This window comes from Burkholderia sp. Se-20378 (genome assembly GCF_017104665.1).
GTDB lineage: Bacteria > Pseudomonadota > Gammaproteobacteria > Burkholderiales > Burkholderiaceae > Burkholderia > Burkholderia lata.
The window spans coordinates 1-13,885 of sequence record NZ_JAAGPG010000217.1 but is presented as its reverse complement, the minus strand read 5'-3'; the positions used below and the strand labels follow the sequence as shown (position 1 = coordinate 13,885).

At 65.7% G+C, this 13,885-nt stretch carries 12 protein-coding genes and 2 pseudogenes; 6 read left to right on the top strand and 8 right to left on the bottom strand.

Annotated elements, in window-relative coordinates; genetic code table 11:
- Positions 1 to 196 (bottom strand): annotated as a pseudogene (locus tag G3N93_RS21770) (FAD-binding oxidoreductase); the annotation flags it as partial.
- A gap of 219 nt (positions 197 to 415) precedes the next feature.
- Here G3N93_RS21770 and glcC point away from each other — a divergent pair.
- From glcC to G3N93_RS21755, 3 genes and pseudogenes are all read left to right on the top strand, one after another.
- Positions 416 to 1,186: a transcriptional regulator GlcC gene (gene glcC, locus G3N93_RS21765; protein WP_206133932.1), complete on the top strand. Its 771-nt coding sequence runs from the start codon at positions 416 to 418 to the stop codon at positions 1,184 to 1,186.
- 276 nt (positions 1,187 to 1,462) lie between these two features.
- Positions 1,463 to 1,900 (top strand): annotated as a pseudogene (locus G3N93_RS21760) (DUF6306 domain-containing protein); the annotation flags it as partial.
- A gap of 547 nt (positions 1,901 to 2,447) precedes the next feature.
- On the top strand, positions 2,448 to 3,380 hold the full coding sequence (locus G3N93_RS21755; RefSeq protein WP_206133931.1) for an MBL fold metallo-hydrolase: 933 nt from the start codon (positions 2,448 to 2,450) through the stop codon (positions 3,378 to 3,380).
- A 170-nt stretch (positions 3,381 to 3,550) separates the two neighbouring features.
- On the opposite strand, the gene G3N93_RS21750 is transcribed toward G3N93_RS21755, so the two are convergent.
- The 5 genes from G3N93_RS21750 to G3N93_RS21730 all read right to left on the bottom strand — a co-directional run bounded on the left by G3N93_RS21750 (position 3,551) and on the right by G3N93_RS21730 (position 9,894).
- Positions 3,551 to 4,402, bottom strand: a complete 852-nt coding sequence (locus G3N93_RS21750) for a carbohydrate ABC transporter permease (RefSeq protein WP_174940517.1) — start codon at positions 4,400 to 4,402, stop codon at positions 3,551 to 3,553.
- Positions 4,403 to 4,419: 17 nt separating this feature from the next.
- Positions 4,420 to 5,373, bottom strand: a complete 954-nt coding sequence (locus G3N93_RS21745; RefSeq protein ID WP_174940519.1) for a carbohydrate ABC transporter permease — start codon at positions 5,371 to 5,373, stop codon at positions 4,420 to 4,422.
- Positions 5,374 to 5,427: 54 nt separating this feature from the next.
- Positions 5,428 to 6,687 (bottom strand): ABC transporter substrate-binding protein, encoded by a 1,260-nt coding sequence (locus G3N93_RS21740; RefSeq protein WP_206133930.1) that lies wholly within the window; start codon positions 6,685 to 6,687, stop codon positions 5,428 to 5,430.
- Positions 6,688 to 6,750: 63 nt separating this feature from the next.
- Positions 6,751 to 8,736 (bottom strand): beta-galactosidase, encoded by a 1,986-nt coding sequence (locus G3N93_RS21735; protein WP_206133929.1) that lies wholly within the window; start codon positions 8,734 to 8,736, stop codon positions 6,751 to 6,753.
- A gap of 9 nt (positions 8,737 to 8,745) precedes the next feature.
- Positions 8,746 to 9,894, bottom strand: a complete 1,149-nt coding sequence (locus G3N93_RS21730; protein ID WP_174940524.1) for an ABC transporter ATP-binding protein — start codon at positions 9,892 to 9,894, stop codon at positions 8,746 to 8,748.
- Positions 9,895 to 10,083: 189 nt separating this feature from the next.
- On the opposite strand from G3N93_RS21730, the gene G3N93_RS21725 reads away from it, so the two are divergent.
- Positions 10,084 to 11,124 (top strand): LacI family DNA-binding transcriptional regulator, encoded by a 1,041-nt coding sequence (locus G3N93_RS21725; RefSeq protein ID WP_206133928.1) that lies wholly within the window; start codon positions 10,084 to 10,086, stop codon positions 11,122 to 11,124.
- 331 nt (positions 11,125 to 11,455) lie between these two features.
- On the opposite strand, the gene G3N93_RS21720 is transcribed toward G3N93_RS21725, so the two are convergent.
- On the bottom strand, positions 11,456 to 12,097 hold the full coding sequence (locus G3N93_RS21720) for a GntR family transcriptional regulator (protein ID WP_206133927.1): 642 nt from the start codon (positions 12,095 to 12,097) through the stop codon (positions 11,456 to 11,458).
- Positions 12,098 to 12,228: 131 nt separating this feature from the next.
- Between G3N93_RS21720 and G3N93_RS21715 the strand changes: the two genes are divergently transcribed.
- Both G3N93_RS21715 and G3N93_RS21710 read left to right on the top strand, forming a co-directional pair.
- Positions 12,229 to 12,705, top strand: coding sequence for an OsmC family protein (locus G3N93_RS21715; RefSeq protein ID WP_206133926.1), 477 nt, complete (start codon positions 12,229 to 12,231; stop codon positions 12,703 to 12,705).
- A 29-nt stretch (positions 12,706 to 12,734) separates the two neighbouring features.
- Entirely contained in the window at positions 12,735 to 13,379 is a 645-nt protein-coding gene (locus G3N93_RS21710) for a glutathione S-transferase family protein (RefSeq protein WP_241026647.1), read from the top strand.
- Positions 13,380 to 13,482: 103 nt separating this feature from the next.
- Here the strand turns inward: G3N93_RS21710 and G3N93_RS21705 are convergent.
- The coding region (locus G3N93_RS21705; protein ID WP_241026646.1) for a LysR substrate-binding domain-containing protein at positions 13,483 to 13,885 on the bottom strand (403 nt) is incomplete at its 5' end.

Below are 13,885 nucleotides of genomic sequence, written 5' to 3'. Positions count from 1 at the left end.
CGACCGTGTCGGGCAGCACGACCGCGAGCGGCACCGTGCGGTACGCAGCGAGGCCGTCGCATTCGAACGGCTTGAGCGCCTCGCGTTCGTGGAGCACGTCGAGGCCGGGCGCCGCAGCGTGCAGTGCGGCGACAAGTGTGTCGCGGCCGACGGTCGCCAGCGGGCCGTCGATCCGTTCGTCGTAGGTGAAACTCATCGGGGTTGTCTCCACCATGCAGGCGGCTGCGCGAGGCGCGGCACGCCGGAAGGGATGGATTCTTGGCGGGCGGCGCGTGCGTGTCCAGACGTGGCGGATGTGGTCATACCAGTTTTTATCGGGTGCCCGGAAAGCGGCTGTATCGATTGCCATAAAACTGAATATCTACAAGGGTTTATGCGAAAATCGACGATATCCTTCCGAAGTGGTCATACCAGTATGGAAATGCAGGATCGAGCGAGCCCGGCGCGGAACGTGGCCGATGTCGTTGCCGAGCGTATCGAGAAGCTGATCGTCGATGGCGTGCTGAAGGCCGGGCAGGCATTGCCGTCTGAACGGCGGCTGACCGAGAAGCTCGGCGTGTCGCGCACGGCCGTGCGGGAAGGGATGAAGCTGCTGCGTGCGCGCGGGATCATTGACACCACGCATGGCAAGGGCTCGTTCGTTGCGAGCCTGACCCCGCAACGCGAGATCACGCCGATGATGCATCTGCTCGGCTCGCAGCCGCGCACGCTTTACGACCTGTTCGAGGTGCGCGGGATGCTCGAGACGGAGGCCGCGCGGCTCGCGGCGCTGCGCGGAACGCCGGCGGATTTCATCCTGATCAAGCGCCGCTATGAGGAGATGACCGCGGCCGACGCGCAGGATCTCGACCCGGCCGCGCGGGCGAAGCTCGATCATGCGTTTCATCTCGCGATTTGCGAGGCTTCGCATAACCCGGTGCTCGTGAATACGCTGCAGTCGTTGACGGATCTGCTGCTGAGTTCGGTGTTTGCGTCGGTGAACAATCTCTATCACCGCGAGCCGTTGAAGAAGCAGATCGATCGGCAGCATGCGCGGCTTTATAACGCGGTGACGGGGCGGTTGCCGGATCAGGCGCGCAAGGCCGCGAGCGAGCATATCCGCCAGTGCGTCGAGTATCTGCGGGAGATCGAGCAGGAGGAGCAGCGGTTGGTACGGTCGACGTTGAGGCTCGAAGGGTGGACGTGATGTCGGCTTGTGCATTGCGCGGTGTGTCTTGATGCGCCTCACGCACAGCGGGCCGTCTGGAGGCGCGTGTCACGGGGCTATGTCAGACTGTGAGCCATTCTTCGTGTGGCCCCGCTGTTGTCAGCCGTGATGCGTGGACGCCGTCGTGTGAGCAGTGCCTGACGGAACCACGCCGGACGAACCGGTGCGCCACGCTTCCTGAACGGAGGACATCGCATGTCGAACCGGACCCACGACGACGGGCACGACGCCCGTCTCGCCAAAGCAGCGGACGAATCCGCTGATGCGCAGCGCGACGCGTTGCTTGCGTTGCTGAATGAACTGCTGGAAGCCGAACGCGCAGGTGCACGTGTTGCATCGGAGACGGCGGCGGCAATCGACGATCCTGAACTTCATCGGCTGGTGGCTGCGATTCGGCAGGATGAGGCGCACTGGTGTGCGGTGCTGGTCGATGCGATTCGGTCGCTCGATGCGACGCCGACGCATGCTACCGGGGCGTTCTATGAGAAGGCGATGGCGATCGACGATCTGGCGGAGCGGCTGGCATTTTTGAATCGTGGGCAGCGGTGGGTCGTGCGGAAGCTGCAGGCGTTGCTGCCGACGCTCGCACAGCCCGACATGCACCATGCGCTCACGCAGATGCTCGTGTCTCACGAGAAGAACATCGGGTCGATCGATGCGCAGTTGAGGATCAAGGGGGCGGGGAGCGAGTAGGAGCGGCTGTGCAGGAAAGCTCTTCGGCGATTGCCGGGGCGAGGTGGTGCGGAATGGTGGAATACGGCCAAGGGGCGGCACGCCGCTTCGCATTTCGCAGGAGATCCTGGCTCGCAAGGGCAGGCGCGCGGGTGAGCGCATTCACGTCCGACTGCATCACGTCCGATACCTCCGTGTTCATTCCAGGCACCGTGTCGCCATTCCCTGTGCTTCTTTGCGCTCGCTACCCGATCCGCCGAACCACCCTTCGAAGCCCCGAGTCGCCGCCATGAAGCCGTCTTCGGTTATGAAGCGACGCTGTCATCGAACACCTGGTCGACAAGTCCGCCACTCGCGTTGCCTCTCGTTTCCCACCCGTCGTTGATTGTTGTCGCATGGACAACATGATGTGCACGTCCCGGGTGCTTCCGGCATTCGTCCCCCTGACTACAATCCGTCTCAAGCCAATTGAAAGGCGAGCCAGACGAAGCACGCGACGTTCATGTTCGTGCTCGTGAACCGCACCCTGCCATGCGGCTTCCCCACTTGATGACGAGGACGATTGAAGATGAGAGAAACCACCCGTAATGTTCAGCCGGTTACCGCCGACCTTGGCAAGGACGGTTCAGGCGAACTCGTGCCGTCCCGCTACGCCGTTCGCGTCGGTAACGTCGACGTCGTGCTGATCAGCGACGGCGTGCTGCCGCTGCCGACTACCACCATGTCCACCAACGTGAGCGAAGCGGACCGGAACGCATGGTTCGATGGTCGCTTCCTGCAACGCGACATGTTCGACTGGGCGCTGAACATCGCGCTCGTGCGCAGCGGCGAACGCCTGATCCTGATCGACTCCGGCGTGGGCGACGGCTTCGAATACTTCTCGCGCGCCGGGAAGTCGGTGATGCGGCTGGAATCGGCCGGCATCGACTTGTCCGCGATCACCGATATCGTGATTACCCATATGCACATGGATCATGTCGGTGGGCTGAACGTCGACGGCGTCAAGGCCAAGCTGCGCCCGGACGTGCGCATTCACGTGTCGGCCGCGGAAGTGGCGTTCTGGAAGAATCCGGATTTCAGCAAGACGGTGATGCCGGAAACGGTGCCTCCGGCACTCCGTAAGGCTGCCGCAAAATTCGTGGCACTCTACGGCGAAAATATCGTGCAATTCGATCAGACCGTGGAAGTCGCGGCAGGCGTGTCGGCGCGCGTGACGGGGGGACACACACCGGGGCACTGTGTCGTGGACGTCGCATCGAACGGCGAAAAGCTCACGTTCGCAGGCGATGCGATTTTCGAAGTCAACTTCGATCATCCCGAGTGGCAAAATGGCTTCGAGCATGACCCTGAAGCGGCTGCCGCCGTACGTATCGCGCTGTTCAATGAAGCCTCGGAGACCGGCTCGCTACTGGCCGCTGCGCATGTCGCGTTTCCGTCCATCGGACATATTGCGAAGACTGGTGACGGATTTCGCTTTGTTCCTGTTGTGTGGGACTACTGAGCGTTGTTTGACCGTCGACGATCGTCATGAGACCGCCGTGTGCTCACGAGGCCTGCGGCGGCTTTTTGTAGACGATCACGCATCGTCGACGTGGCATTAGAAAAAAAGCCCGCCGAAGCGGGCAACCTCACGATGCGGAGGGGGAGATACGAATACGCGAAGCTGCGCGTTCAGCCTTTGGTCGCCCCAAACGTCAGCCCCGCCACAAAATGCTTCTGCATCGCGAAGAACATCGCGACGGACGGCAGCGCCGCGAGAATCGACCCGGCCGACACGAGATTCCACGACGTCGTCCATTGCCCCTTCAACGCGGCAACGCCTGCCGTGATCGGTGCGGCCTCATCCCCTTGCGTCAGGCACAGCGCCCAGAAGTAGTCATTCCACACGAACGTAAAAACGAGAATCGCCAGCGCAGCCAACGCAGGCCGGATCAACGGCAGCACGATCCGGTAAAACACCGTCCATTCCCCCGCGCCTTCGATCCTTGCCGCCTCGATCAACTCGAACGGCAACTGCTTGATGAAGTTGCGCAGAAACAGCGTGCAGAACCCCGTCTGAAACGCGACATGAAACAGGATCAGCGCCTCGACCGTATTGAACACGCCGAGCCTGAGCGACAAATCCCGCACCGGAATCATCAGCACCTGTACCGGCACGAAATTACCCGCGACGAACGTCCCGAACAGTGCCGTGCTCCCGCGAAACTTGTAAGTCGCGAGCGCGAATCCGGCCATCGCTGCGAGCGCGATCGAGCCAAGCACGGACGGCACCGTGATCTGCACGCTGTTCCAGAAGTAATGCAGCATCGGCGACGTCGTCAGCGCGTCGCGGTAGTTCTCGATCATCGAAAAGTGCCGTGGCCAGCCCCAGTAGTGGCCTTCGACCAGTTCCTCGGTCGAGCGCACCGACGTGACGAACACCGCGATCATCGGCAACAGCCAGATCAGCAGCGCAACCGGCAACGACAGCTTGTACAGCCTGCGCGAGACAGGCTTCCATTGAGCAACGGGAGTCGGAAACATGATGGCCACCGGTCAGGTTATTGCTCGTTGCGCAGCAGGCGGCGCAACTGGAACACGATGTAGACGAGCATGATCGCGAACAGCACGACCGCAATCGACGCGGAATAGCCGAGCCGGTAGTACTTGATCGCCTGGTCGTACATGTAATACGCGAGCACGGTCGAGCTCTCGAACGGGCCGCCGCTCGTCATCACCGAGATCAGGTCGAAGCTGCGCAGCGCGCCGATCACCGTGACGACGATCGCCATGAAGGTGGTCGGTCGCAACTGCGGGAGCACGACATGCCACAGCAGCGCGAATCCGCGCGCGCCTTCCATCCGTGCGGCTTCGATCTGTTCCGGGTTGAGCGACGTGAGGCCGGTGAGATACAGGATCATGCAGTACGCGGTCTGCGGCCACAGCGCGGCAAACACGATGCCGAACGTCGCGTAGCGTGCATCGCCGAGCACCGGGATGCCGTGCCCGGCGATCAGCGCGAGCAGCCCGAAGGTCGGATCGTAGAACCACGAGAAGATCAGGCCGACGACCACGCCGGACAGCACGAACGGCGCGAAGAACAGCGACTTCACGAGCCGGATGCCGCCGACTGCCTGGTTCAGGTACAACGCGAGCGCGAGGCCGAGCGGCGGCGCGAGCATGAACAGCGCGAGCCAGATCACGTTGTTGCGCAGCGCCGTGTAGAACGTCGGCGCATGCAGCAACTCCACATAGTTCGCGAGACCGACGAAGGTGCGCTCGGTCATCCCGTCCCAGTTGTACAGGCTCAGCCACAGCGTCGACAGGATCGGCCAGATCACATAGACGGCAACCATCGCGCAGGCCGGCGCGAGAAAGAGCCACGCGGCGCGTTGCTGCCGTCGCACGGCGGGCGACGGGCGGCGTGCCGGCAGTGCGGTGGCAGCAGATGCACCGCGTGGCGGCGGCGCGGCGCCCGCGCCGGCGGGCGGGGTGGACGTGATCGGACTGGACACGGCAAGCCTCCTGAACGAGCGCGGCGGCGCGGGGCCGCCGGTTGGGTCACGCAGTCACTTCTTGTAGATCCGCTTGCGTGTCTGCTCGAGTTGCGCGAGCACCGTATCGAGCTGCGCGGGATTCGCGAGGAACTGCTGCATGCCCTTCATCCCCTCGTCGGCCATTTCCTTCGTCATGTCGCGATCGTAGAACTGCGCGACGCCGCCCTTCGTGTCGGCGAGGATCCGGAAGCCGATGCGCGAGATCGGATCGGCCGGCTCCGGCGACTTGCTGTTGGCCGACAGCGAACCGAGCCCCTCCGCGAGCTTCGCGCCCATCTCGGGCGTTTCGACGAACGCGAGGAACGTGTGCGCGTCGGCCTTGTTCTTCGCCTTCGTCGGGATATGCAGCGATTCGACCGGGCCGTCCTCGGCGGTCGGCACCTTCGGGTCGATGATCGGGAAGCGGTAGTAGCCCATTTCCTGCTTCACGTTCGGAGGGAAGCCGGCCGCGATGAAGGTGCCCATCAGCATCATCGCGGCCTTGCCCTGGAACAGGAACGGCTGCGCGCCGTCGAGATCGTAGGACAGCGCGTTATCGATGAAGTAGCCCGCGTCGATCAGCGATTTCCACGTCGTGTAGACCTTCTTCACGCGCGGGTCGGTGTACGGCACGTCGCCGGCCATCAACTGCTGGTGGAACGCGTTGCCGTTCAGGCGCAGGTCGAGATAGTCGAACCAGCCGGCAAGCGTCCACGCGTCGCGGCCGCCGATCGCGATCGGCGTGATGCCGGCCGCCTTCAGCTTCTTGCACGCGTCGAGAAACTGGTCCCACGTCTTCGGCTCGTCGGCGATGCCGACCTTGTGGAACAGGTCCTTGCGGTAGAACAGCCCCCACGAGTAGTAGACGGTCGGCGCCGCGTACTGCTTGCCGTTGTACGACGATGCGTCGCGCGTCGACGCGTACATCGCGCCCCAGCTGTTCTTCGCCCAGTCGCCGCTCAGGTCCTCGAACAGCCCGCGCTTCGCGTAGTACGCCATCCGCTCGCCCGCATGCCAGTTCACGACGTCCGGTGCGACGGTCGTGAGCCATGCGGGGAGTTGCACCTTGTACGCTTCCTCGTCGACGAAGGTCGCCTTCACGTCGATGTCGGGATGCGCCTTGCGGAACGCGTCGAGCGTCGACTGCCAGACCGCGCGCTGGCTCGCGCCCTTGAACGCGATGTTGATCGTCAGCGTGCCGGCATCGGCGGGCGCCGTCAGGCCGAGCGATGCCAGTGCGACAGCGGCGGCCGTGGCGAGCCGGGCGGCGACGCGAAGGGGGCGATGTGTCATACGTGTCTCCAGTTCTGGGTGTCGTTGTGCGTGACCGGCGCGTCGTGGCGCCGGCGACGGTTGCTACGAACGGCTTCGATACACGGCCACGTCTTGCGGCCCGACTTGCGCAGTGCCGAGCACGAACGCGGACGGCGGTACCGCGTCGATCGTGTGCGGCGTGTCGCCATAGTTGAAAACGTAGGTCAGGCCGCCGCGTCGGCTTACGCGCACGCCGTCGCCGAGCGGCGTCGGCGCGAGGCCGGCTGCAACTGCAGCATCGGCGAACAGCCGGACGGTGGTCGCGTCGTCGAACAGCGCGGCCCAGTAATGCAGCGTGCCGTGCGATACGCAGGCCGGGTGTCCGTCGGCGAAGCGCGCATGTACGGTGCTGTGCGTGTCGTCGTGCAGCTCGACGAAGTCGCGCCAGTGGCGCGCATCGCCAGCAAGCGGCGCGCCGTCGCGCAGCGTGCCGTCGATCCGCTCGGTCACGTTCGGTCGCAGCGATTCGACGCGCCACACGCGTACCGGCAGGATCGACGCGAGCGGGCCGGGCGGCAGCGTCGGCGGGATCTGCAGGTCGACGGTCTTCGAGCCGGTGCGCGGCCCGAACACCGCGTGCGCGCCCGATGCGGCGAGCCGCGCGGCGAAATCGTCCGGCACGACCGGCAGCGGCGGCACGACGACGAGGCGGTAGCCGTCGAGCGGCGCGTGCGCGGAAACGATGTCGACGTCGAAGCCGAGCGCGCGCAGCGCCGAGTAGTACTCGAACGCGAAGCGCGGGTAATGGAAATCGGCGCCCTGCGGCTGCACTTCGAACAGCCACTTCGCGTCGTAGTCGAAGACCAGCGCGACGGGGGCGCGCACGGCGCCATCCGCATCCGCGCCGGCGTCGTGCACGGCCGCGATCTCGTGCGCGACGCGCTGCGCTTCGCGGCCGCCTTCGTCGAGCTTGTCGTCGGGGGTGTGCAGGCCCGCATGCATCTGCTCCTGCGCGAACGGCGCCTGCCGCCAGCGGAAGTACGACACGCAGCCCGCGCCGTGCGCGAACGCTTCCCAGCTCCACAGGCGCACCATGCCCGGCAGCGGCGCGGGGTTCCACTGCGCCCAGTTCACCGGGCCCGGCTGCTGCTCCATCACCCAGAACGGCAGCTTCGACATGCCGCGATAGAGGTCGTGATTGAACGACGCGAAATCGGGATGGCCGGTGCGCAGCCAGCGCGCCTTCACGTCGGGCGCGAACCATTGCTCCTCGAGCGCGCCGAGCGGATAGCTGTCCCACGTCGCGATGTCGAGGTCGCGCGCCACCTCGTAATGGTCGAACTCGGTGAACAGCTGCATGAAGTTGTGTGCAACCGGGCGGCCCGGAGAATGCGCGCGGATCACGTCGACCTGCATCCGGTGATAGCGTGCGACTTCGTCGGACGCGAAGCGCCGGTAGTCGAGGCGATGCGACGGGTGGGCCTCGGTCACGGTGCCGACGGGCGCGTCGACTTCGTCGAAATGGCGATACTCCATGCTCCAGAACACGGTGCCCCACGCGCGGTTCAGCGCGTCGATCGTGCCGTAGCGCGCCTTCAGCCACGCACGGAAGCGCACGAGCGCGGCCGGCGAGTAGCTGACGACCGTCTGGTGGCAACCCAGCTCGTTGTCGGTCTGCCAGTAACGCACGGCCGGGTGGCGGCCGTAGCGCTCGGCGACCGCCGTGCAGATCTGGCGCGACGCTTCGAGATAGGTCGGCGACGAGAAGTCGTAGTGGCGGCGCGAGCCGAACGCGCGCGGCCGGCCGTCCGCGCCGATCGCGAGGATGTCGGGGTGGCGGTCGACCAGCCATTTCGGCGGCGTCGCGGTCGGCGTGCACATCACGATCTCGAGGCCGGCCGAGCCGAGCACGGCGATCGCGCGATCGAGCCAGCCCCAGTCGTATTCGCCCGGCGACGGCTCGATGCGGCTCCACGCGAATTCGGCGATCCGCACCTGCTCGATGCCGAGCGCTTTCATCCGGCGGGCATCGTCGGCCCACATCGTTTCCGGCCAGTGTTCCGGGTAGTAACAGACTCCGAGGCGCATGCCCGATCCTTATGCGTAGTGGTGAACGTGGACGTCGGCGCACGCGGGCACCGCGCGGCCGTCTTCGGTGAAGAGGTGGCAGGCCGCGGCCGGCGCATGCACGAGCACGCGTTCGCCGCTGCGCACCTGCGCGTCACCGGGCACCTTCGCGATGAGCGAGTTGCCGCCGGGCTGGTCGAGGTGCACGTAGGTCTGTTCGCCCAGGCGTTCGACGAGCGCGACGTCGCGTGCGAGCGCCGTCGCGTCGTGCGCGGCGCCGAGCGTCAGGTGTTCGGGGCGGATGCCGAGCGTCACGGTGGCGCCTGCGCCGAGCGCGGAGCCGTCGCGCGGCAGTACGAAGGTTTCGCCGGACGGCGCGAGCGTGACGGTCGTGCGATGCGCATCGCAGGCGGTCACGACGGCCGGCAGGAAGTTCATGCGCGGCGACCCGATGAAGCCCGCGACGAAACGGCTGGCCGGGTGGTGGTAGAGGTCGAGCGGCGCACCGACCTGCGCGATGCTGCCGTGCTGCGCGGTGTCGGCGCCGGCGTGCAGCAGCACGATCTTGTCGGCGAGCGTCATCGCTTCGGTCTGGTCGTGCGTCACGTAGACGACGCTTGCGCGTTCGAACTGCCGGTGCAGCCGCGCGATCTCGATGCGGGTCTGGCCGCGCAGCGCCGCGTCGAGATTCGACAGCGGCTCGTCGAACAGGAACACGCCGGGTTCGCGCACGATCGCGCGGCCGATCGCGACGCGCTGCCGTTGCCCGCCCGACAGCGCCTTCGGCTTGCGATCGAGCAGCGTGTCGAGCTGCAGGATGCGCGCGGCGTCGCGTACTTTCCGGTCGATCTCGGCCTTCGGCACGCGCGCGAGCTTCAGCCCGAACGCCATGTTTTCGTAGACCGTCATGTGCGGAAACAGCGCATAGCTCTGGAACACCATCGCGACGCCGCGCTCGGCGGCCGGCACGTCGTCGACGCGGCGGCCGTCGATCGACAGTTCGCCCGCGCTCAGGTCCTCGAGCCCGGCGATCATCCGCAGCAACGTCGACTTGCCGCATCCGGACGGCCCGAGGAACACGCAGAACTCGTGCGCGCCGATCTCCAGATCGACGTCGCGAATGACCGGCGCGTGATCGCCATAGGCTTTCTGCACGCGTCGCATCGAGATGCTCGCCATTGTCTCCGCTCCATGTTCTAATGCGCTTTCATCATTGATTAAGCGCTTAATCATCGCGATCAAAAAAAGAGGCGATGCGATCGCGGCCGAGTCGCGCCCGTCGGTCGGGCGGCAGGGTGTGCGGCGATAGTGCGCCGCTTCGGTGAGCGAAGCAAATACTGGATAGACGTCTCATATAGTGAGTAATCGATGGCAACCCTGGATGAAGTGGCGCGCCGCGCCGGCGTGACGGCCGCAACCGTGTCGAACGTGCTGCGCGACCGCGGCCGGGTGGGCGAGGCGACGCGTGCGCGGGTGCTCGAAGCCGTGCAGGCGCTCGGGTATCGGCCGCATCTCGCCGCGCGGGCGCTGGCGGAAGGGCGCGCGCCGACGGTCGCGCTGATGGTGTCGAGCATCGCAAACCCGTTTTATCCGGAGTTCGCGCTGGCGGTCGAGCGCGCGGTGCGGCGCAACGGGCAGTTCCTGATCGTCTGCAATACGAACGAAGATCCGTTGCAGGGGCGTGCGTATCTCGACCAGATCGCCGGCACGATCTCCGAAGGCATTCTCGTGACCAATGCGAACCTGCATCTGCCGGATCTGCTCGACGTGGCGGCGCGCGGCGTGCCGGTCGTGCTGTGCCTGTGGGAGCGGCCCGAGGCGCCACCCGACGGGTTGCCGTGCGTGGCGATCGATTTTCGCGAGGCAGGGCGGATCGCGACGCGGCACCTGCTCGAGCTGGGCCACGAGCACATCGGCGTGATCGTCGGCGGGTCGGCGAGCGGCGTGCAGGCGGCGCGTTATGACGGCTTCGTCGACGTGATGCGCGAAGCAGGGCTCGATGCGTCGATCGTTGCGGCCGAGCCCGATTCGATCGAAGGCGGCGTGCGCGCGGCGGGGCGGTTGCTGGATGCACATCCGCAGTTGACCGCGCTGGTCGCGACCAACGACCTGCCCGCGATCGGCGCGATGCATGCGGCCGCCGATCGCGGCAGGCGTGTACCGGATGATCTGTCGATCGTCGGGATTACCGACATTCATCTGGCCAGCGACACGCGGCCCACGCTGACAACCGTCGCGATTCCGACCGCCGAGGCCGCCGGGCTGGCGGTTGAACTACTGAATGCGCTGCGCGAGGCGGGTGATCGGAGCGACGCAGTGTCACGCGTGCGTACCGCGTCGCTGCCGAAGCTGGTGGTGCGGGGTACGACTGGTCGTGCGCCAGACGGGAGCGCGACGGGGTCGGCTTGATGCGTGGCGGGGGCGCGTACGTTGAAGCCGCCCTCGTGATCATCTCGACCAGGCATGGGTTTGCGCTCCGGGGCAGCAGACGGCGAGAGACAAACGGCAAACGGCAAACGGCAAACGGCAAACGGCAAACGGCAAACGGCAAACGGCAAACGGCAAACGGCAAACGGCAAACGGCAAACGGCAAACGGCAAACGGCAAACGGCAAACGGCAAACGGCAAACGCCAAACGCCAAACGCCAAACGCCAAACGCCAAACGCCAAACGCCAAACGCCAAACGCCAAACGCCAAACGCCAAACGCCAAACGCCAAACGGCAAACGTACAGCCCGCCTCAACCGCCTTCCACGAGCCGCAGCACGATGCGCCTGGCCGATTCGAGATGCGCGACCGTCATCGAACGAGCCGCACGCGCATTGCGTTTGCGGCACGCCTGCAGGATCTCCTCGTGCTCGACCTGGAACGATGGCGTATCCGCGAGCAGCGTGGTCTGCAGGCGTTCGTACCGTTCGACCTGGCTGCGCAGCTCCGCGATCGTCTTCAACTGCCGCGCGTTGCCGCAGCACGAATACAGCAGCGCGTGGAATTCGCGGTTCAGTTCGCCCTGCCGGCGCGGCACGGCCGCATCGCCGAGCAGGCGATGGACGAGCTCGGCGCGTGCCAACGTCTCGTCGTCGAGCCGCTTCACGCTCCGGTAGATCGCGTCGCCTTCCAGCAGCGCGCGCAGGTCGTAGATTTCCTGCACGTCCGATGCACTCAGCATGCGCACGACGGCGCCGCGATTCCTGAAGATGTCCAGCAGGCCTTCGCGCTCCAGGCGCTGGATCGCCTCGCGCATCGGAATCCGGCTGATGCCGAACCGGTCGGCCAGGTCGCGTTCGACGAGCCGCTCGCCGGCTTCCAGTTCGCCGTTGATGATCATGTCCCGCAACGAGGCGGCCACGGCGTCCGCCGTGGAATCGAGTTTGGCTTCCATGCCTGCAGGTTCCGTCAATTTGGAATAATGGTATACCAAATGGGAATCCGGTGCCAAAATGGCGAGCGCAGGCGGGCTTCGTATAACGACATCCGGCCCGGCCGAAGCAACCCACATCAATGGAGAGCGAGATGGCATCTGGCGAACACAAGTATCGCGTCGCAGTAGAGTGGACGGGCAATCGCGGCACCGGCACGTCGGGGTATCGCGAGTACGGCCGCGATCATTTGATCCGGGCCGGCTCCAAGCCGGACATTCCCGGTTCGTCGGACGCGGCGTTTCGCGGCGATGCCGCGCGCTGGAATCCGGAAGACCTGCTGCTGGCGTCGGCATCGGCGTGTCACAAGCTCTGGTATCTGCATCTGTGTTCCGATGCGGGCATTCGCGTGCTTGCCTATGTCGACGATGCGGAAGGCACGATGGTCGATCGCACCGAGCCGGGCCGCTTCACGGAAATCGTGCTGCGTCCGCGCGTGACGATCCAGGCCGGCGACGATCGCGAGCGGGCGACACATCTGCATCATGATGCGCACGCGAAGTGCTATATCGCGAACTCGGTCAATTTCCCGATCCGCTGCGAACCGGTGATCGAGTTCGCCGCCGCGTGACGCCGACACCCGCCTGAATGAAATCGACGATGAAGCTCTTCTACTACCCCAGCAATGCCAGCATGGCGCCGCACTTCGTGCTGGAAGAAATCGGCAAGCCGTTCGAACTCGAATTCGTCGACCGCACGCACGACCAGCACAAGTCGCCGGACTACCTCGCGCTCAATCCGAACGGGCTCATCCCGGTGCTGATCGACGGCGACCTGGTGCTGTACGAAGCCGCCGCCATTTGCCTGCATCTTGCCGATACGCATCCCGAGCAGCGGCTTGCGCCCGCACTCGGCACACCGGAACGCGCGCAGTTCTACAAGTGGCTCATGTGGCTCACCAACACGCTCCAGACGACGCTGATCGCGTATTTCTATCCGGAGCGCTGGGTCGATGTGGGCAATGCGGCGGGCGCCGCACAGGTGAAGGCGCACGCGGAAGCGAAAATCGCGGCGCTGCTGGATCAGCTCGACCGTCAACTGGAAACGAGCGGCGGCCCGTGGCTGCTCGGCGCGCATTACACGGTGCTCGATCCGTATGCGCTGATGCTGTGCCGCTGGACGCGCGGCTTTGCCGAGCCGGCGCGCCAGCGTCCGGTACTCGGCGGCTATCTGCAGCGGGTGCTCGCGCGCCCGGCGATTCAGCGGGCGTTGCAGACCGAAGGGCTTGCGCAGCCCTGGGTGTGACGCATCATGGCGGCAGCATGCGCGTCGCTCGATGCGCATGCGTGCCGGGCGATCAGGAAACGGCAGCGGCCAGGACGTCGCGAACCCGGCGTTGGCGTCAGCGTCACAGCGCGACGCCGTACACCTCCCGCGCAGCCGCACGAATTGCATCGGCCATCACCGCGACGGCCGGCGAATGCAGCCGGTCGGTGCGCGTGATGATCCCGAAATCGTCCATCCGGCAATCCATCTCCAGCGGCAGCACCGTCACGATTCCGTGCCGCGCGTAGTAGCGCGCGACGTCCTCGGCCAGCACCGCGATCATGTCGCTCTGTTCGAGCAACTGCGTGATGAACAGCAGCGCGGACGTTTCGACGAGGTTCGCCGGCGGCGCGAGGCTCGCGCGCTGGAACACGAGTTCGAAGCGGTGGCGCAGCACGCTGCCGGCCGGCGGCAAGACCCATGCGGCGCGCCGTACGTCCGCCAGTGCCAGCGGCTCCTGCGCGAGCAGCGCGCACGGAAGAGCA

Coding starts and splice junctions, on each gene's coding strand:
- glcC (WP_206133932.1), top strand. CDS start 416: ATGGAAATGCAGGATCGAGCGAGCCCGGCGCGGAACGTGGCCGATGTC.
- G3N93_RS21755 (WP_206133931.1), top strand. CDS start 2,448: ATGAGAGAAACCACCCGTAATGTTCAGCCGGTTACCGCCGACCTTGGC.
- G3N93_RS21750 (WP_174940517.1), bottom strand. CDS start 4,402: ATGTTTCCGACTCCCGTTGCTCAATGGAAGCCTGTCTCGCGCAGGCTG.
- G3N93_RS21740 (WP_206133930.1), bottom strand. CDS start 6,687: ATGACACATCGCCCCCTTCGCGTCGCCGCCCGGCTCGCCACGGCCGCC.
- G3N93_RS21735 (WP_206133929.1), bottom strand. CDS start 8,736: ATGCGCCTCGGAGTCTGTTACTACCCGGAACACTGGCCGGAAACGATG.
- G3N93_RS21730 (WP_174940524.1), bottom strand. CDS start 9,894: ATGGCGAGCATCTCGATGCGACGCGTGCAGAAAGCCTATGGCGATCAC.
- G3N93_RS21725 (WP_206133928.1), top strand. CDS start 10,084: ATGGCAACCCTGGATGAAGTGGCGCGCCGCGCCGGCGTGACGGCCGCA.
- G3N93_RS21720 (WP_206133927.1), bottom strand. CDS start 12,097: ATGGAAGCCAAACTCGATTCCACGGCGGACGCCGTGGCCGCCTCGTTG.
- G3N93_RS21715 (WP_206133926.1), top strand. CDS start 12,229: ATGGCATCTGGCGAACACAAGTATCGCGTCGCAGTAGAGTGGACGGGC.
- G3N93_RS21710 (WP_241026647.1), top strand. CDS start 12,735: ATGAAGCTCTTCTACTACCCCAGCAATGCCAGCATGGCGCCGCACTTC.